The sequence below is a fragment of the Dickeya oryzae genome, assembly GCF_020406815.2.
Classification (GTDB): domain Bacteria; phylum Pseudomonadota; class Gammaproteobacteria; order Enterobacterales; family Enterobacteriaceae; genus Dickeya; species Dickeya oryzae.
The window spans coordinates 1,797,853-1,817,139 of the sequence record NZ_CP162670.1; the positions used below are offsets into that span (position 1 = coordinate 1,797,853).

A 19,287-nucleotide genomic window follows, 5' to 3' on the forward strand; every position below is an offset into this window, starting at 1 on the left:
TCCCGTTCGGAGCGGGAATCGCCAGCCTGTTCACAAAACCACTTGGCTGTTTGTCAACCGCCTCTCGCATCCCCCCCTTGCCGTGATTTGTGGTAGTCTGGCCCGTAACAGAATTCAGGGTGAATGATGCGCCATGTCACTGAAACAGATTGCAAAAACGTTGGGATTATCGGTCACCACCGTCAGCCGCGCGCTCAATGGCTATGATGACGTGGCGGCTCAGACGCGCCTGCGGGTGGAAGATGAAGCGCGACGCCTCGGCTATCGGCCCAATACGTTTGCCCGCCGACTGAAAATGGGGCGTATTGACGCCGTGGGGCTGGTGTTTCCGATGCAGCCCGCACCGCTCAGTAACACCACTTTTATGGAGATGGTGGCGGAAATCAGCCACGAGCTGGCGAAGCAGGAGATTGATCTGCTGTTGATTGCCGACAAGGAGCAGGCCGATCACCATGCGTTTTTACGCATGATAGAAAGCCGCCGGGTGGATGCGTTGATCGTCGCGCATACGTTGCAACAAGACCCTCGACTGCAATACCTGCAATCGGTCGGCTTTCCGTTTTTGGCGCTCGGGCGCAGTGATCTGCCATTGCCCTATGCCTGGTTCGATTTTGACAGTCAGGCTGGTGCGGCGCTCGCCACCCGGCATTTGATCTCGCTCGGTCACCGCCAAATCGCATTTCTTGGCGAACATCATCCGCAATCCTTTATCGCCCAACGTCGTGCAGGCTATCTGGAGGCGTTGGCGGCAGCCGGTATCGCCCCGCGTGATGCGTTGTTGCGACAGGTGGCACCATCACGCCGGGAGGGGTATCAGGCAACGTTGCAATGGCTGGCGTTGCCGCAGCCACCGACCGCTATCGTTATCGATGGCAGCACGCAAGGGGAAGGGGCAGCGCTGGCATTGCGCGACAGCGGCCGTCTGCAAGGGGAGCGCGCGGTATCGTTGATAGTCTATGATGGCCTGCCAGCCGACTCGTTGCTGGAGATACCGGTCACCGCCATCACGCAGGCTACCCGTTCGCAGGTGGGCCAGCAGATAGCCCATATGGTGTCGCGTTTATTGATGGGGGAGGCCCCCTCCTCACTACAGGTGTTATGGCAACCACAGCTGCGCGCCGGACAGACGGATAACCCGCTGCCAGCAACGAAATAACCGCCTGCATCCGCCTGTTTCACCATCGTTTTCCACCACCGTTGCTGCGTTCGTTTTTTAACCCGATCACAAAACCGAAACGTTTCGGTTTTTATCCGAAACGTTTCGGAATACAACTAATCTCATCAACCATTCAGGAGGATGAGGATGGAAACGACGCTAATTCGTTTGACCAGTTCGGTGACGGATGTGATTGTGCGCTGCCGACCGGCGGCAGAAATACTGTATTGGGGGCCGCATCTGGCGACGTTTTCGCCACAGGATGTGCAGAGTCTGTCACGGCCAGTGGCGAACGGCCGACTGGATGTGGATGTGCCGGTAACACTGGCGGCGGAAACCGGGCGTGGGTTATTTGGTTCGCCGGGCGTTGAAGGGCATCGCAACGGTCTTGACGCCTTTGCGGTGTTGACTACCGTGGCGGTAGAACAGCCGAGTCCGCAACACCTGATCATTGACGCAGAAGACCGTCAGGCGGGCTTGCGCCTGACCAGCGAGTTCAAGCTGCATGCTGACAGCGGGGTGCTGCAACTGCGTCATTGTCTGACCAACCTGCATCCAGGTGACTGGCAGGTACAGCGGCTGGCGGTCACGCTACCGTTGCCGGAATCTGCGGCGGAGGTGATGGCGTTTCACGGGCGCTGGGTACGGGAGTTTCAGCCACACCGCACGCGACTCGCGCACGGCAGTCTGGTCCAGGAAAACCGCCGTGGGCGCACCTCGCATGAGTATTTCCCGGCGATGGTGAGCGGTGAGCCGGGATTTTCCGAGCAGCAGGGCCGGGTATGGGGCGCACACCTCGGCTGGAGCGGCAACCATCGGTTGCGCGCGGAAGTGAAAACCGATGGGCGACGGCTGGTGCAGGCGGAAGCGCTGTATCTACCCGGCGAAATCGCGCTGGCGCAGGGGGAATCCCTGACCACGCCGTGGCTGTACGCTGCCTGTTCTGAGCAGGGGCTCAACGGTATGAGTCAACAGTTTCACCGCTTTTTGCGTCAGGACGTTATCCGCTTTCCTCGCGCCAACGCCCGCCCGGTGCATCTCAATACCTGGGAAGGTATCTATTTTAAACACGACCCGGACTACATCATGCAGATGGCAACGCAGGCCGCTGCGCTGGGTGTTGAGCGTTTTATTATCGATGACGGCTGGTTTCGTGGGCGTGACCATGACCGTGCTGCCCTCGGCGACTGGTACGTGGACGCAGAGAAATACCCGCAAGGGCTGATGCCGGTGATAAACCATGTGCGCTCACTCGGCATGGAGTTCGGTATCTGGGTGGAGCCGGAAATGGTCAACCCGAATTCCGAGCTGTATCGCGCGCACCCGGATTGGTTGCTGGCCGTGCCCGGTTACGAGCAGCCGACCGGGCGTTATCAGTATGCGCTCGATCTGGCGAACCCAGAGGTATTCGATTATCTGCTGGCGCGCCTGAGCTGGCTGCTGGGTGAACACCCTATCGACTACGTGAAGTGGGACATGAACCGCGAGCTGGTGCAACCGGCCCACCAGGGGCGGGCGGCCGCCGATCGCCAGACGAAGGCGTTTTATCATCTGCTCGATGTACTGGGCGAATGCTTCCCGCAGGTGGAGTTTGAGTCCTGTGCTTCTGGCGGCGGGCGTATCGACTACGAGGTGCTGCGGCGTAGCCACCGCTTCTGGGCTTCCGACAATAACGATGCGCTGGAGCGGCAGACGATTCAGCGTGGTATGAGTTACTTCTTCCCACCCGAAGTGATGGGCGCACACATCGGCCACCACCACTGTCACGCCACCGGGCGTCAGCACAGTATTGCCTTTCGTGGCCTGACGGCGTTGTTTGGTCACATGGGTATCGAGCTGGATCCGGTACGTGCCGACGCGCAGGAACAGGCCGGCTTTCGCCATTACGTGGCGTTGCACCGCCAGTACCGCACGCTATTGCACACCGGCTGCCTGTGGCGGGTCGACATGCCGGATGCCACCACGCAGGTGCAGGGTGTCGTCAGCGAGGATAGGCGTCAGGCGCTATTTCTGGTCGCACAACTGGCCATGCCGGATTACGCGCTGGCTGGGGTGCTGCGTTTTCCCGGGTTGGATGCGCAGGCCCGTTATCGCTTAACCGTGGTGGACCACCCAGACCTGAAGCCGGTTATCGAAGGTGGCAGCACCATGCGTCAGTTACCGTCCTGGATGGCGGCACCGGCGCAATACAGCGGCGAATGGTTGATGAAAGCCGGGTTGCGTCTGCCCATTCTTAACCCGGAAACGGCGCTGTTACTGGAATTAGAACGTCTGTAATACAGCGGGAGAGGGCGACCTCTCCCCCGACTGGCCTTTTTTAAGGATAGATATATGGACATCAGTCAACCGACCCTACACACGACAACACATCAACATAATCGTAATTTCTGGATTTTCGGCCTGTTCTTCTTTCTGTATTTTTTCATCATGGCGACCTGTTTCCCGTTTCTGCCGGTGTGGCTAGCGGAGGTGATTGGTCTGAACAAAACCCAGACTGGCGTGGTGTTCTCCGCCATTTCTCTGTTCGCCATTCTGTTCCAGCCGTTGATGGGTGTACTGTCCGACCGGCTGGGATTGAAAAAACACCTGCTGTGGGTCATCGCCATCCTGCTGTTTTTGTTTGCACCGTTCTTTCTGTATGTGTTTGCGCCGCTGTTAAAGGTGAATAGCCTGTTAGGGGCGGTCGCGGGCGGTGTTTACATCGGGCTGGTGTTTTCCGCAGGCTCTGCGGCGGTGGAAGCCTACATCGAGCGCGTCAGTCGCCAGAGCGGTTTTGAGTACGGCAAGGCGCGTATGTTTGGCTGCCTGGGATGGGGATTGTGTGCCTCCACCGCGGGTATCCTGTTTAACGTTAACCCGGAACTGGTGTTTTGGATGGGGTCGGGTGCGGCGGTGCTGCTGCTCGTGTTGCTGCTGATAGCCCGACCGGAAGCTCACCCAACGGCACAGGTGATGGACGCATTAGGTGCCAATCAGCCACAAGTCACGCTAAAAATGACAGGCCGGGTGTTCGGCGATCGCAAACTGTGGATGTTCATCTTGTACGTGGTGGGCGTCGCCTGCGTGTACGATGTGTTTGACCAACAGTTCGCCAACTTCTTTAAATCGTTTTTCGCTACACCGCAGCAGGGCAATGAGGTATTTGGTTTTGCCACCACGCTGGGCGAACTGGCGAATGCGGTCATCATGTTTTGCTCGCCGTGGATTATCAATCGCATCGGTGCTAAAAACACGCTGCTGGTGGCGGGGATTATTATGACGGTGCGTATCGTCGGCTCGGCGTTTGCGACCAGTGTGGTGGAAGTGGTGGCGCTGAAAATGCTGCATGCGCTGGAAGTCCCGTTCCTGCTGGTGGGGGCGTTCAAATATATCACCACCACCTTTGACACCCGGCTGTCTGCCACCATCTACCTGATTGGTTTTCAGTTCGCCAAGCAATCGGCGGCGATTTTCCTGTCGGCGATGGCCGGAAATCTGTATGACCGCATTGGTTTCCAGCACACCTATCTGATCCTCGGGGCGATTGCCCTGACGGTGACGCTGATCTCTGCCTTCACGCTATCGGGTACGCGCAGCGCCCCACAAGCAGCGTATCGAACCACAGTGTCTTAACGGCGTTCACTCTCGGGTCGGCCGCCTCGGATGGCCCGACGTTGCCTGTACTGCTATTATGACGTTGGGTAATACCGCACAGACCGTGCGGTTTATTTTTAAGGGCACTAGCTGTGGCACTAGCTTTTAACGGTATTAATAGCCCAGATATCTTGCGTCAACCGGTGGTCGAGCAAATAGGCGTAAGGCATATAGAAGTAGCCGTTTTCTCCCACGTTTTTCCCCCATGAATTGCGGAATTTAAAGAGCTGGGTGGCGTTGTCATACCCGACGCACAGGACGGCATGGCCACCTTCCGGTTTATCTTTGCCGCAGGGCAGCGGTACCACCACCGGCAGATTTTTCAGGTCCATCCAACTGGAATAGACCGTAAAACCGAACACAAACGGAAAGCCGCAGGCCAGACAGCCTTGTAAGTGTGACAAATCCTGGGATAGACGCTGGTAGTTGGTGATGGTGTATTTCAATGCGTCTTGATAACAGCGTTCCGGTGGTATGGTCGCCGCCGGGGCACCGGGAGGAAATTCACCGCCTTCTTCCTGTGCGGGGGTCGCCACATAGGGCCACTCTTCTTCCGGACAGACTCCCAGTTTATGCAGGGTTTTGATGCCATCGCGCAGCGTAGCGCCCGCATCATACTTGATATCGCCTTCAATGGTGCGCTCGTTGTAGTAGATGAACAGTCGTGACGGTATAAAGTTAGGTCGCTCACCAATTTTTAACCGTTCAAACTGCACCGCGCCTGCCAGCGCGTTGGCGGTACACGAGCCGATAGGGCCCTGATCGTAGACCTCAAACGTTGGCGTCAGGTCTACTTTGGCGGGCAGCACTTTCAACACGCTGGGGTCTGGAGTGTAGTGGTGGTCGCGAATGTCTGGAGTATCGGGAATATAGCCCAGTCGGGATTTACGTCTTTTGGTTAACATAGCATCGTTCTCCTGATAGTAGGGTTCCAGTCCATTGTCGGCGATGGGGGTTATCCCGCTATCGGAATGGGTTGAGAGAGGATGACTGGCCGGTGATCGTCTGTTGCAGGATGTGAGTGCGGCGGTATCGCTACCGACGTCCAATCGGCCGCTGACGGCACGACAGGTGATTTTCGCCGGTAACGCCGAGCTTTGTTTTGTTACATCCTGTCGATCGTTACATCCTGTCGAAGACGCATCGGCCGTACATCCATCCCTCATCGCTGTACGATATCCACCTTATGTGACTGGCCGTCATCGACCAGCGGGATCCGGTCACCCGGTAGTGCGTTGCCGTCCAGCGTGACGCAATAGTCATCGTCGCTACGCGTCACCGTTATCTGATAATGGCTGTTGCCATGCTGATAGCGCAGGCTGACCGATGGCCAGTTCTGGGGGAGCAAAGGATGGACGGCAATCGTTGTGCCGTACCGTTTGACACCCAGCAGCGCCTCGACGATCAGCCGGTATGCCCAGCCTGCCGAGCCGGTATACCAGCTCCAGCCCCCGCGCCCGGTATGGGGCTCGACGCTGTAGACGTCTGCCGCCATGACGTAGGGCTCCACTTTATAGCGTTCGACCGCGTCGGCATTCAGGGTGTGGTTGATGGGGTTGATGAGTGACCAGAGTTGCCACGCGCGTGCCGTCTCTCCCCGGTGTGCAAACGCCATCACTGCCCAGAGGGCACCGTGAGTATATTGTCCGCCGTTTTCTCGCACGCCGGGCTGGTAACCCTGGATATAGCCCGGACTGGGGCCACGGCCGTCAAACGGCGGTGTGAGCAGCTTTATCAACCCCGCGTCATCATCCACCAGTTGCTGGTCCAGCGCCTGCATGGCCTGCTCGCAATGCTCCGGGCTGCCCGCACCAGACAAGACGGCCCAGCTTTGGGCGATGGCGTCTATCTGACACTCCGGCGAGGTTTTAGATCCCAGCGGTTCCCCGCGGTCAAAATAGCCCCGGCGATACCAGTTGCCATCCCAGCCTGCGGTTTCGAGGCTGGTTTGCAAGCGCGCCGCTTGCGTACGGCACAGTGTGACGATGTCGTGTTCCTGTTTCTGTTCGGCCAGCCGCGCAAAGCGTTGTAACACGTCGTAGAGGAAAAAACCGAGCCAGACGCTTTCTCCCAATCCTGCCAGCCCGACCCGGTTCATGCCATCGTTCCAGTCACCACTCCCCATCAGCGGCAGGCCGTGTCGACCGAAGCGCAAACCATATCGGATCGCCTTTACACCATGTTGCCATAGTGTTTCCTCAACGGTACTGACGGTGGGTTGTTCGTAGAGCGACTCTTCACCGGGTTGGAGTTGTCGGCCTTCGAGGTACGGCAGCCGCTGTTCGAGAATGGCGGCATCGCCGGTGGTTTCCACGTAATGGCATAGGGCGAACGGTAGCCAGAGGTAATCGTCCGAGCAGTGGGTTCGCACACCATTACCCAGCGGCGGGTGCCACCAATGCTGAACATCTCCTTCGATAAACTGCCGTGACGCGCAGAGCAGGATCTGTTCGCGCAGCCGCTCGGGGGCGGCATGGCTCAGTGCCAGTGCGTCTTGTAGCTGGTCACGAAACCCGAATGCACCGCCGGACTGATAGTAGCCGCTGCGTGCCATAATTCGACTGGCGAGGGTCTGATAGAGTAGCCAGCCATTAGCCAACAGGTTGACGGCGGGATCGGGGGTGTCGACTACGATGTTATCGAGCAGGTTTTGCCAATAGCGATGCACACAGGCCAGTTCAGCACGGGCGGCGTCTTCGTTGAGGTACTGCGCGATCATCAACTCCGCGTGCTGGTGATGCTGCCCGACGCCCAGCACGAAGACGAATGTACGCTGATCGCCATCGATGAGCTTGGTGGTCGACTGCACGGCGGCGCACGGGTCCAACCCTGCACCGGTGTTATCCGACAGGGTACGCTGCGTCATCGCCGCTGGCTCGCGCCGTGAGCCGTTGCGGCCAAGAAATTCCCGTCGATCGCCGGTCACTGAACAGTGAACACCGGTCACAGCGAAGAACGCGGTTCGTTCCGAGCCATTGCTGCGGTAAAAGTTATGTGCCAATACACCGCAGCCGTTGGTGACCGCAGCGGGGCTGGTCACCACGTGCATGGCGGAGTGGGTGCGGGATTCACCCAGCGTCCATTCCACATAGCCGGTGGCGGAAATCCTGCGAGTACGCCCCGAGTTGTTGCTAAGCGTAAGGATCGCGAATTTAACCGGGGCGTGCTCGGCTACCAACACCGTTAGCTCACTGTCGATGCCGGTTTCACGGTGGGCGAAGACGCTGTAGCCAAAGCCATGGCGGGTCAGGTAGTGTCCGCTACCGCGTACCGGTAACGGCGTCGGTGACCAGACCGCACCGCTTTCTTCATCGCGTAGATAGAATGCCTCTCCGGCGTTGTCGCTGACAGGGTCGTTTTCCCAGGGCGTCAGTCGGTATTCGTGTGCGTTTTCATACCAGGTATAAGCCTGTCCTGCTTCAGAAATGACGGTGCCGAACTGGTCGTTGGCCAGCACGTTTGACCACGGTGCCGGGGTCGGGGCGTTGTCCGCCAGCGTAATCTGGTATTCGCGCCCATTCGCAGAGAATCCGCCGTAACCGTTGAAAAACAGCAGGTCACGGGTGTCCGGTTGCCAGGGTTCATGCTGATTCACCGGTAACCCGGTATGCGGAATCAACGTCGGCTGCATGGCGACAGTGGCCTGAACGCGCTGATTAAGCTGCTCTTTTAGACCGCCTGCCCGGTCATCAAGCAGAATGTGTGCAACGCTCAGCAACAGCAGACGATCTTCCGCCGACAGCAGTTCGCCATTGCGCACGAAAATGCCGCCGGGTTTGTCCATCTGACTGGTGGCGGAAACGGTGCCGATCAGATCCATAATCCGGTGGTACAGCTCCTGCTGGTAGCCGCCCTGACTGTCATTGAGGATCACCAGATCAACCGATAGCCCTTTCTGACGCCAATAGTGATGTGCCTGGATCAGTGTGGCTACCTCCGCAAGACTGTCGTTGCGGGTAGCGTTGAGGATGACAATGGGGAGATCGCCAGAAATCGCCCACCCCCACAGGCCGGGCTGTCCGCGACGGTTGCGAATGATGATGGATGCGTCGGCGCGCAGTTCCGGGCCGGGGAACAGTAGCGCACTGGCGAGACGGTTAAACAGTGTGGCGTCGTCTTCGTTGGCGTTGATTTGCCGCAGCATGACCTGACTGTGTGACCACGCGAGTTCAAAGACACGCTCGGCGATCGGGTGATCGCGGTATTTTTCCAGTAGTGCCTGACTGTGCTGGCGGTTGTCCGCGACGCCATACACCATATCGACGATGACCGGCTGGCCTGGCTGCAACACAACCGACTGACGGATGGCGAAGATCGGGTCCAGTACCGGCCCGGCGGTATTACTGAGTGGGCCGCTTTGCCTCGGTGCCAGAGCGTTGGCGGTGGTTCGCCCACGGCCGAGGAATCGTGCACGGTCCGTTTCGAACGACGTTTTTTGCTCTGGGGTCTGTCCGCGCACGACCATCATGTGGAATAACCACACACGGGGTTCATCGGGCGAACGGGGGCGGCGATGGCACAGGATCGCGTCCTGTTCGGGTATCAGTTCGGTCTGCACGAACAGCTTGCTAAACGCCGGGTGCGCCAGATCGCTGGCGGCACAAGCCAGCACGACTTCGGCGTAGGTCGTCAGTTCTAGCGTTCTTGGCTGGCGACCGCGGTGTAACAGGGTCACACGGCGCAGTTCGATATCGTCTTCCGGCGAGACCACGATTTCCGTTTTGATACCGAGTGTGCCTTCCGTGCGCCTGAATTCCGCACTGGCGTCGGTGAATATCACGTGGTATTGGCTGACTGGCGCACCGAGTGGTTGCCAGGTGTTGCTCCAGACATCGCCGGTTTTCGGGTCGCTGATATAGCAGAACGTACCCTGGTCATCACAGGTGGTATCACTGCGCCACCGGGTCAGCGCCAGATCGTTCCAGTGGCTGTAGCCGCCGCCAGACTGGGTTACCATCAGGTGATAACGGGTGTTTGACAGTAGCTGAACCTCGGGGGGCAGGTTGCCGATGCCGGTGAATTCACGCGGTTCATAGCGGGCAGGCGACAACGCCCCTTCGTGCGATTCAAAGTGGCGGCGTGGGCTGTAAAGCTCAATGGCGTCTGGTGTGCGTTCCTGTAACAGCAGACGTGCCGACTGAAAGGCCGGGCAGGACATAAATCGGTCCACCATTGGGGCATTAAGCAGCAGGTGTGACAGCGCCTGAAACGCCATACCCTGATGATGCGCCATCCATGAACGAACCACAGCGTACCGCTGGCCGCTAGCCAGACGGGACGGCGTGTAGTCCAGCGCTTCGTAGAAACCATACTCACCACGGGCACCGATTTTTTCCAGATTGACCAGATTTTCGCAGGCTTTTTGCGGCGCCACCATCAGCGCCATCAGCGAGGCGTAAGGCGCGATCACCATGTCGTCTGCCAGACCGCGCCGTAGGCCGAGGCCCGGTACGCCGAAGGCGTGGTATTGATAATTTTGCTGCGCGTCAAAGGCGTAATAACCCGATTCCGAAATCCCCCACGGCACACCGCGCGCTTTACCCCAATCGATCTGGCGGTTGACCGCCGAGTGGTTCATCGCCTCCAACAGGCTCCCCGGGTAGGTGGGCATCACCAGACTGGGCATCAGGTACTCGAACATCGAGCCGCTCCAGGACATCAGTGCCGTTTCGTTATTGATAGTGGTGAACAGGCGACCGAGTGCAAACCAGCTTTTGAGCGGCAACTGGTTGGTGGTGATCGCCAGAAAACTGGTCAGGCGTATTTCCGAAGGCAGCAAATCATAATAACTCGTGTCCAGCTTGTGGTGGTCGCTGTGATAGCCGACGCTGAGTAGGCTGGTCACCGGATTGTAGAGGAAGGAGAAATCCATGCGTGCGTGCGCATTGAGGCGTAACTCCAGCTCGGTAATGATGTCTAACCGCCTGCGTGCTCGCCCGATTGCGGCTGGCGAAGGCGCGCCTTCAGCATCCGGTGTCGCCTGCGCCAGCCAGGCCAGCGTCGGTAGCGTGGCAGCGTGCCAGTCCGGTGTGATCCAGCCCAGAAGTGACGACCACTCCTGACAGAACTGCGCCAGTTGATGCCTGAGATGATCGACCCAGCGGCGAATACGGCTGTCTTCACGGTTACACAACGCATGCAGGCGGTGGCATTGGGCGCGCATGTTGTTGAGTTCGGCGTACAACAAGGCTGGAGGGAGCGCGGTGGCGGCGGTGCAGTGCTTATGCAACTGGCGTAGCGACGTGGGCGCGTTCCGACCCCAGGCGGTTTCCAGCAGGCATAGGGTGTCTTCCAGGCCTGCCAGCATCTGTGAGCTGTTCAGGATTGGCTGGTGGCGTGACAGGGTTAACCCGGCGCTGAGTGTGAGGAGATGGGCGGCCATGTTGCCGCTGTCCACGCTGGATATGTAGCGTGGATTGAGCGGTGCCAGCGTGCGGGTGTCGTACCAGTTGTATAAATGGCCGCGGTAATGCGCCATTTTATCCAACGTATCCAGCGTATGTGTGACGCGCCGCAATACGTCGCTGAGTGGAATATAGCCGAAGTCCCATGCCGTCAGGTTGGCCATTAGCGCGAGACCGATATTGGTCGGCGACGTGCGATGGGCGAGCATCATACGCGGTATTTCCTGATAGTTATCTGGTGGAAGCCAGTTGTCTTTTGCTGTGGTGAAAGTGTCAAAAAACGCCCAAATTTCGCGGCTGGTTTGCCGCAGGAAACGGGTTTGTCCAATGCTTATCGTGGGGGGGCGACGTCGGGGCGGGCGGCTCAGCCAGCTCAACAACAGCGGCGCCAGACACCACAGTGTGCCGATGGGCAAGGCGAAAAGTAGTCGCATCGGTGTGAATTGTGCTGTCAAAACGATCAGTGTCAGGCCAGAGACCACATTGAGCCACATCGTTTGGTAAAAGCGCCACGGCGATGCCTCCTCGCCATCGGCACATTGATCGATGCTGACCCACTGGTGGAGGTTGCGGTGGCTGATACCCAGCCGCCAGAGTGTCGTCAGGATGGCATACAGGGAATAACCGGCTTTATGTGGCAGGGTGGCGAAATCCAGCCCGATACGTATCAGACGTTTGACAACGCCGGAGGAGACCAGAATCAGGTGTTGCCAGAACGGCCGCCGCATGGGTTTATTGACCAGATCCAGCGTTACGGCCAGTAGCGTGGGGAGCAGCAGCGTCATGGCGAGTATTCCCAGCCAGTAAAACGGGTTGGGCACCAGCAGCAGGGCGCAGAACAGCAGCCCCCACAGCGACGGGGCCACCAGACTGCGGCGCAGATTATCCAACAGCTTCCAGTAGGAAAGCGCACTCAACGGGTTTTTAACCCAGGAACCGTCCGCGGTTCTGACGCGTGGTGTGAGCCAGTTGAGTAACTGCCAGTCGCCACGGACCCAGCGGCGATGCCGGGCGACGTCGGTCAGGTAATTATTCGGATAGTGTTCGTACAGCAGAACCTCGCTCAGCAGACCTGAACGGGCATAGCACCCTTCGAGCAGATCGTGACTCAACACCAGATTTTCAGGGCAGGTGTTGTGTGTCGCCTCAACGAAGGTATCGACGTCGTAAATGCCTTTACCGACGAATGACCCTTCGCCAAACAAATCCTGATAGACATCGGATGACATCATCGAGTAGGGGTTGTTACCTGCCACACTGCTGCATATCGCGGCGTAGCGCCCCTGACCGTCTCGTGGGATCTCTTCCGCCAGCCCCGGTTGCAAAATACCGTACCCTTTCACCACCCGTCGTTTAGTCGGGTCATAGACCGGATGATTCAACGGGTGTGCCAGCGTAGCGACCAGCTTATGCGCTGTATCGCGCGGCAGCACCGTATCGCTGTCCAGCGTAATGACATACTTCACCCGCTCAGGCAGGCCGTGCTCATCCCCCACCACGGTGGAAAACTGCGCGCCAGGCTGACGTAACCAACTGTTTAGCATCGACAGCTTGCCACGTTTGCGCTCATAGCCCATCCACACGCCTTGCTGTGGATTCCACTGGGGTGAACGGTGCAGCAGGTAGAACAAGGGGCGGGACCCCTTTGCGTAGCGGTGATTCAGATTTTGTATTTGTGACCCGACCCAGCTCAGTAGCACACGGTTTTCCGGTGTGTTTTCTGTCGGTGAGTCGGTGAAGTCCGTCAGGAGTGCGAAGTAGAGATTCGCACTGTTATTGCCGAGATAGCAGACCTCCAGACTGTTGATCAGCCGGTCTGTGCTCTCGCGGTGCGTCAGCAGGCAGGGGATGACGACCATGGTACTGAATTGCGGTGGAATGCCGGTGGAGAAGTCCATGCGAGGCAGTGGCCGCGGTGTACGCCAGCGGGTGACGGCCTCGCCCAGCAGATGGCTCGCTAACTGGCTGATGACGACTGCCAGCGGCAATGCCATCAGCCACAGCGGCCAGTGCATACCTTGTTCATGGGTTTTCAGCACGATGTCGGCGGTTAAGGTGAGGGTTAGCAGGCTTAAACTACCCAGCCATGACAGTAGGGAAACCTGATTGAAACCCTGCCTCAGCCGAGTGAACCACGAGGTATTCACGGCTAACTGCCGTTCGAGTTCGGGCCTGCCTGCACCAATCAGGTAATAGCCGACGTGATATCCGGGCGTTGCGGTGTTCGCCTCCTGCGCCAGCATCAGAATGTGGCGGGCAATATCCAGTTCGCTGTGACGGCTGTGCCGTGCCAGCGTTTCAATGCTATGTCGGTAGTTGTCCCGGGTATCGAAGTGCATATCGGGATACACCCCGGCGGGATCCTGGCGCAGCGTCTGTTCGACCAGGCTCATCGCCTCGGCAAAATCAGTCCAGTTGGTTTCACTCAATTGCCGCAGACCTGCGATGCTGTTACTGACGGAAAGCTGGCTGGCAGCAAGTTGCTGATTGAAGCGGCGGATCAGAACATCAGTCGTGATGCCGCTTTCGGCCAGACGCTGTTCCACCCAGGTGAGGGGTAAGGCCAGCATAGCGCCGCGCCCTTGCAGCCGCCGCACCATCTCCGCCACAAACGCGCTGCTTAACGGTGGACGGGAGCGGGCCAGATCAGCAATGACCATAATCACATCCACCGGGGTGTTTTCCGCGCACTCCAGAATGCGTGTCACCCAGGCATCGGCCAGATTGCGCGCTTTCTGCGCGTTAGCGACTTCAATGCTGATACGCCGCAAATTCTCGATGATTGCCAGGCGTAGCATTCCTGGCAGCGCCCAAAGTTCGCCCAGGCTCAGCGGCGTTACCTGCTGATAAGCAGCGATATAGCCGGTGAGACTGGTGGTGTCCCAGCGCCCGTCACCATGGGCAATCGCTTCGGAAGCAATATCATAAATTCGTGGGCAGTCATGCGGCGGGGCCAGTACCGGAAGGCCTTTGCCAAAATTCTTCGGCAGATGGTGACGGACCATGCGGATCTGCTCCTCGATAAGATAATAATTATCCAGCAGCCATTCTCCCTCCGGCGTAATGCTGGACTGAGCGGCGGCATTCAGCACATAGCAGTTGCGGGTAATCATCGCTTCGTTATCTTTCAGACGCTGCAATAAATAATAGGGTTGCCTGGTGGGGGAGAGCTTGTGCGAGTGCGCCAGTTTCTGGCCGTAGCGTTCCATTTGTGCACGTGAAAATAATTCTGCCTTGATAGCAAGATCGTAGGCGGACGCATTGTCTTTCCACACCGGTTTTTCCGGCTGGGCTTTTTCTGGCTTACGTGCAGTAAGCCACTGTTTGATGCTTGTTTTCATGACGGTGCTCATCAGGCGTAGTGAACGCGCAGGAGCAGTTGTTTAATCGAGTCAGAAACGTTCTCTCAGGATGATGTGTAACGGCATCGGGGATTTAACAGCTGCAAGAGTGATTTCCGATCTATTTCGCTGTCTCGCAGACAAACAGCGATTTACATTGCGGGCAAAGCATTGTTTGCTTTCGGCGGATTTTGGTCGTGAGCTGGAGGGCCTGATGCCCGCATATCGGGCACGTGATGGTCGAGTGCGTTAAGCTACCGATGTGTTTCATTGCGTAATCGAAGAAGGACATAGTGATTAACCTTTCAATGAATGAGATTCACCCTACCATTGATAGATTAAAAAATATACAACAATGCATGAAATGTGATGGGACCGCGTCGCCTGAGAAACGCATCGGCAGCAACAAACCGAGGATGGTGTAAGCCTGAGAGCCATCAAGGTCAACACCAGGTTGACACTGGTGTAAAACCGGTTTTTCTATTCAAGCCGGCCGGGGGAAACAAACACCATTGCCTTTTCGTATAACTTTCGTTCATCGACAGACGCGTTTGCTCTCGAAATACGAATAAAATCCCGCATAATTTCCTGAGCGATCGTATCCCGGTTAACGATGCCATGACAGTTGATGACGCGTTCGACGGCAGCGCCGATGATTTCGTGCTGGTTTTTCATGGTGTTCTCTCGATGGCCGATGTTCACTGAAGACATCAAAAGCCTCAGCATGACGCCAGGCTTTTCTGTATGGAGGAGGGAGACGTTAAATTCGTCCGTTGATGCGCTGATTATCCCGAAGCACATCGATTGCTGTTTGCATAGCAACTTTATCGTCACGTCGCTTTTGACTCCTTTGCATGACCTGCAAATACTCAAGCAACGTCCGGGTGTTAATCGGACGACCCAGTTTTCCGACCTCAAGTACCGCATTACCCAGGATGATTTTTACAGGAGGAAGTTGTGCCGGATACCAGTCAAGTGTGTCTTCAGATTTCATGATGAAAATTCTCTGGGAAGGGTATCGTACCACTATGTAGCGATGCACACCTCATGCCGATCGTTTCTTGCTCGATGTTATGGTAAATTAAGACTCATTCTTCAAAAGAGTAAGCTTCATGCCATCCCCCCTCGAACATGCAATCAGGCGTATCAGCAACGCCAACTGCGTTACTGTCAGTTGCCCAATTTGCGGACATGAATCACGGCAGGTAAAGACAAAGGTCACGCGTGAAATGACGCTTATCTGCCCATGTTGTAAGGCCCTGTTTGTCATTCATCGCTAAGATGCCGTTCATGAGTTCATTGCCTCTGGATAGTTTTTATTGACGCACACTGACCCTGTGGCAGAAGGAACGCCATCGCGTGACGGTGACGTAAGATAGCGGCGCAATCTCCCTCGCAGAAGTACTTCGGTAGCATGCAACCTGGAACCTCGCAGATCTATGAGATGAGTCGAAACAAGGCTAATCTACGGTCCTGCATCATATTCTACGTTTTATGTGGCTCTTGCGAATTTCTCGGCATGAGCATTTTTTTTATTATTTAAGGGATATAGAGGAACAACATGCCTGCACCGATCAGATATGTTCAGGACAGTAGCCAGTTGCCAGACCAGGCGGATGTGGTGGTGATTGGCGCGGGTATTGCCGGTGTGGCCGCAGCCTATGAGCTGGCGAAAAAAGGCGTCAGCGTGTTGCTGCTGGAAAAAGGGCTGGTGGGTGGCGAGCAATCCAGCCGTAACTGGGGATGGTGCCGACAGCAAAACCGCGATGAGCGCGAATTACCGCTGATCATCTACGCGTTGCGTCGCTGGGAAGAACTGCAACAGGAGACCGGTGAAGATCTGGGCTTTCACCGTTCCGGGCTGCTGTACACCACGTTGGATCAGGCGGAAATCGATGCCTGGGACAACTGGGGCAAGATGGCGAAAGCCTATGGTGTACGTAGCGATATTCTCAATGCCGAGCAGGCCAAAGCGATGACGCCGGGCAGTACCACCGCGTGGCTGGGTGGCGTGTCGTCGCCGACGGATGGTCATGCCGAACCCGCGCTGGCTTGCGCCGGGCTGGCTATCGCCGCGCAACGTCTTGGTGCCAGTGTTATCCAGCAGTGTGCGGTGCGCGGGCTGGATATCAGCGGCGGACGGGTCAGCGGCGTGTGGACCGAGCGTGGACGGGTAAAAACCTCCACCGTGATTTGTGCTGGCGGTGTCTGGAGCTCGCTGTTCTGCCGTCGTCACGGTATCGAGCTGCCGTTGGGCAATGTGATTGGTACGGCGTTTCGCACCGCACCGATCGAGCAGGTCATTAGCCTGCCGTTTTACACCGCAGGGTTTGCCTGTCGCCCGCAGTCAGATGGCAGCTATACCGTGTCGGTGTCCGGGCGCGGTCGACTGGAGCCGGGCTTTCAGAGCCTGCGGTACGCCCGACAGTTTTATCCGACTTTCCGGGCGCGGCGTAAAAATTTGTCGTTCCGTCCGGGGGTTAAACCTTTCCTGTGTGGGCCGGAATCACGGGCAGCCTGGTCATTCGATGGGGTGTCACCGTTTGAGAAAACCCGTATTCTCGACCCGGCACCGGATATGGCGATAGTGAGCGACGGGCTGGCGGCGATGCGGCGTGAATACCCGGCGCTTGCCGCTATCCGCGCTGTACAGGCGTGGGGAGGGATGATCGACAGCACGCCGGACGCGATTCCGGTCATTTCACCGGTGGAGAGCCTGCCGGGGCTGGTGCTGTCTGCCGGGTTCAGCGCGCATGGCTTCGGTATCGGGCCGGGGGCCGGTCGACTGGCGGCAGATCTGGTGACGGGGGATACCCCGATCGTGGATCCAACCCCATTCCGCTACGCCCGACTGGTAGACGGTTCCGGGTTGAAAGCGCCGGGCATGATGTGAGGAGCATGACATGACGATAACGTTACGTGCCATGACGGCAGCGGATGCTGATTTTGGCTGGTCGTTAACCCGGCAGACGAACTGGCCGCACCGTCTACAGGACTGGCAGGACGCGTTGCGGCTGGGGGACGGGCTGCTGGCGGAAGAAAACGGGCAGCCGTTGGGAACCGCCGTATGCTGGCGCTGGGGCGAACGCTGGGCCACTATCGGACTGGTGGTGGTGGATGAACAGCAGCAAGGGCGTGGCATCGGTCGGCGGCTGATGGAAGGGCTGCTGGCTGGCCTTGAGGGATATCAGGTGCGACTACACGCCACGGCGGCGGGGCAGGGGTTATATACCCGGCTGGGATTTACGCCGGTGGGTGAAATCCATCAGTATCAGTGCCCGCAGTTACCGACAATCGCTGCACCGAGTCTGAACAATGGACAGCGGCTGCGAGCCGCTACGCTGGCGGATGCCTCTCACCTCTCGACGTTGGATCAACAGGCGCATGGGTTAGCACGCCCGGCGCTGATCGCCTGGCTGTTGCGGCAGTCAACGTCGATGCAGGTGCTCGAGCAGCACGGCCGTATCGCTGGGTTTGGCGCGTTGCGACCTTTTGGCCGTGGGTATGTTATCGGCCCGGTGATTGCCGACAGCGCCGAACATGCCCGTTTGTTGATCAGTTCGTTGATGAGCGAGGTTGGCGGTGAGTTTGTTCGTATCGACACAGACGCTGCTCTCGGACTCGGGCACTGGCTGGCAGAGTGCGGGCTGCAACCGGTCGATGCGCCGGTCACTATGATCCGGGGCACACCGTGGCAGCCAGAGGCGGGTGGTATGCAGGCCTGGACACTGATGACGCAGGCGATGGCGTAATCAGGTAGCACTCCAGACACCGTGCACTACGGCCAGTTGGCACCGGCCGTGGTGACGGGGGAAGGCGGCGAGGGTGAGATGGCGTAGCGCCTGAGCATCCACTCTTGTACTTCCCGGCGGAGCGGTTTATTTCCCCATCATGTCGGCCAGTTGCTTTTCATCGGGCAGGCCGACGACCTGTTGCAGGGCGTTGTCGGCGTTCATGTAGTAGATAGCCGGAGTAACGTTAGCACCCAGTTCTTCAAGCAACTGCTGGTTGTATTGCAGCTTTTTCACGACATCGGGCGGTGTAGCGTCCGGGAACGGTGGCACGGTTTTCCCGTTTGACAATTCAAAGTCGTGCCAGGCTTGTGCCGGGTTTTTCGCACTGAGTATGGCCGCGGCATACCGGCCGCTGTCCGGACGGATAATACCAACCAGCAATGTGCGTATCTGCACCTTGCCAGATTCCACCCAGGGTTGGGCCTTTTCCCAGAACTGCTTGCAGTAAGGGCAGAATGGGTCAGCGAATACCACGATGGTGCGAGGGGCATCGGCTTTACCTTCCGCAATCCACGGGGCGCGCTCCAGTTTTTTCCACATTTCCCGTCCGGCGGGCAGGTAGAGTTCCTTATCAATCAGCTGCTCGCTCAGGTTGTTGCCTTGCGCGTCGTACATGTAGCCGGAAATGGCGTGTTTACCATCTGGCGTCAGGTAAATGGTGACACCCATTTTTTGATACTCGCCCAGCCAGCCTTGTACGCCACCGGGTGCAGAAAACGGTTTGATAATTTTAATGCCCTGCTTTTCAAGCTGTTTTACCGCGGGAGGGATGGTGGTGTCAGCCTGTGCCGATACCGCAGCAAGCAGGGCACAGAGCAGTAAATAACGGTATTTCATTGATATCTCGATGCGTTTTTTATTCTTTGAAAACAATGCTTTGAAAGCAACCAATGCGTTGAGCGCCGTCAGGCCAAAGTACAGCTACCGGGCGATGTCCTGCCTATGTCCTTCGGCGACGG

At 57.7% G+C, this 19,287-nt stretch carries 12 protein-coding genes; 6 read left to right on the forward strand and 6 right to left on the reverse strand.

The window, feature by feature from the left end; translation table 11 throughout:
* The first annotated feature begins 133 nt into the window (after positions 1-133).
* From LF929_RS07780 to LF929_RS07790, 3 genes are all read left to right on the forward strand, one after another.
* A complete protein-coding gene (locus tag LF929_RS07780) occupies positions 134-1,156 on the forward strand; it encodes a LacI family DNA-binding transcriptional regulator (RefSeq protein ID WP_226092918.1) in 1,023 nt (340 codons plus the stop codon).
* A gap of 147 nt (positions 1,157-1,303) precedes the next feature.
* The gene (locus LF929_RS07785; RefSeq protein WP_210177571.1) at positions 1,304-3,433 is read left to right on the forward strand and encodes an alpha-galactosidase; all 2,130 of its coding nucleotides are present in this window, start codon (positions 1,304-1,306) and stop codon (positions 3,431-3,433) included.
* 54 nt (positions 3,434-3,487) lie between these two features.
* The gene (locus tag LF929_RS07790) at positions 3,488-4,768 is read left to right on the forward strand and encodes an MFS transporter (RefSeq protein WP_038904815.1); all 1,281 of its coding nucleotides are present in this window, start codon (positions 3,488-3,490) and stop codon (positions 4,766-4,768) included.
* Between the two features lie 119 nt (positions 4,769-4,887).
* Here the strand turns inward: LF929_RS07790 and LF929_RS07795 are convergent, their stop codons facing one another.
* The 5 genes from LF929_RS07795 to LF929_RS07815 all read right to left on the reverse strand — a co-directional run bounded on the left by LF929_RS07795 (position 4,888) and on the right by LF929_RS07815 (position 15,528).
* Positions 4,888-5,694: a C1 family peptidase gene (locus LF929_RS07795; RefSeq protein ID WP_038908442.1), complete on the reverse strand. Its 807-nt coding sequence runs from the start codon at positions 5,692-5,694 to the stop codon at positions 4,888-4,890.
* Between the two features lie 257 nt (positions 5,695-5,951).
* Positions 5,952-14,402, reverse strand: a complete 8,451-nt coding sequence (locus LF929_RS07800) for a glucoamylase family protein (RefSeq protein ID WP_226092912.1) — start codon at positions 14,400-14,402, stop codon at positions 5,952-5,954.
* 253 nt (positions 14,403-14,655) lie between these two features.
* Positions 14,656-14,826: a YnfU family zinc-binding protein gene (locus LF929_RS07805; protein ID WP_226092910.1), complete on the reverse strand. Its 171-nt coding sequence runs from the start codon at positions 14,824-14,826 to the stop codon at positions 14,656-14,658.
* 188 nt (positions 14,827-15,014) lie between these two features.
* A complete protein-coding gene (locus tag LF929_RS07810; RefSeq protein ID WP_210175510.1) occupies positions 15,015-15,209 on the reverse strand; it encodes a hypothetical protein in 195 nt (64 codons plus the stop codon).
* An 85-nt stretch (positions 15,210-15,294) separates the two neighbouring features.
* Entirely contained in the window at positions 15,295-15,528 is a 234-nt protein-coding gene (locus tag LF929_RS07815; protein WP_071603287.1) for a hypothetical protein, read from the reverse strand.
* Positions 15,529-15,646: 118 nt separating this feature from the next.
* Between LF929_RS07815 and LF929_RS07820 the strand changes: the two genes are divergently transcribed.
* From LF929_RS07820 to LF929_RS07830, 3 genes are all read left to right on the forward strand, one after another.
* Positions 15,647-15,814: a YnfU family zinc-binding protein gene (locus LF929_RS07820; RefSeq protein WP_226092909.1), complete on the forward strand. Its 168-nt coding sequence runs from the start codon at positions 15,647-15,649 to the stop codon at positions 15,812-15,814.
* Positions 15,815-16,095: 281 nt separating this feature from the next.
* Entirely contained in the window at positions 16,096-17,427 is a 1,332-nt protein-coding gene (locus tag LF929_RS07825) for an FAD-binding oxidoreductase (protein WP_038904811.1), read from the forward strand.
* Positions 17,428-17,437: 10 nt separating this feature from the next.
* Positions 17,438-18,286: a GNAT family N-acetyltransferase gene (locus LF929_RS07830; protein ID WP_226092908.1), complete on the forward strand. Its 849-nt coding sequence runs from the start codon at positions 17,438-17,440 to the stop codon at positions 18,284-18,286.
* A 126-nt stretch (positions 18,287-18,412) separates the two neighbouring features.
* Here the strand turns inward: LF929_RS07830 and dsbG are convergent, their stop codons facing one another.
* The gene (gene dsbG, locus LF929_RS07835) at positions 18,413-19,165 is read right to left on the reverse strand and encodes a thiol:disulfide interchange protein DsbG (protein ID WP_210175512.1); all 753 of its coding nucleotides are present in this window, start codon (positions 19,163-19,165) and stop codon (positions 18,413-18,415) included.
* Positions 19,166-19,287: the final 122 nt, after the last annotated feature.

Coding starts and splice junctions, on each gene's coding strand:
- LF929_RS07785 (WP_210177571.1), top strand. CDS start 1,304: ATGGAAACGACGCTAATTCGTTTGACCAGTTCGGTGACGGATGTGATT.
- LF929_RS07800 (WP_226092912.1), bottom strand. CDS start 14,402: ATGGAACGCTACGGCCAGAAACTGGCGCACTCGCACAAGCTCTCCCCC.
- LF929_RS07805 (WP_226092910.1), bottom strand. CDS start 14,826: ATGTCCTTCTTCGATTACGCAATGAAACACATCGGTAGCTTAACGCAC.
- LF929_RS07790 (WP_038904815.1), top strand. CDS start 3,488: ATGGACATCAGTCAACCGACCCTACACACGACAACACATCAACATAAT.
- LF929_RS07795 (WP_038908442.1), bottom strand. CDS start 5,694: ATGTTAACCAAAAGACGTAAATCCCGACTGGGCTATATTCCCGATACT.
- LF929_RS07830 (WP_226092908.1), top strand. CDS start 17,438: ATGACGATAACGTTACGTGCCATGACGGCAGCGGATGCTGATTTTGGC.
- LF929_RS07825 (WP_038904811.1), top strand. CDS start 16,096: ATGCCTGCACCGATCAGATATGTTCAGGACAGTAGCCAGTTGCCAGAC.
- LF929_RS07810 (WP_210175510.1), bottom strand. CDS start 15,209: ATGAAAAACCAGCACGAAATCATCGGCGCTGCCGTCGAACGCGTCATC.
- LF929_RS07820 (WP_226092909.1), top strand. CDS start 15,647: ATGCCATCCCCCCTCGAACATGCAATCAGGCGTATCAGCAACGCCAAC.
- LF929_RS07815 (WP_071603287.1), bottom strand. CDS start 15,528: ATGAAATCTGAAGACACACTTGACTGGTATCCGGCACAACTTCCTCCT.
- LF929_RS07780 (WP_226092918.1), top strand. CDS start 134: ATGTCACTGAAACAGATTGCAAAAACGTTGGGATTATCGGTCACCACC.
- dsbG (WP_210175512.1), bottom strand. CDS start 19,165: ATGAAATACCGTTATTTACTGCTCTGTGCCCTGCTTGCTGCGGTATCG.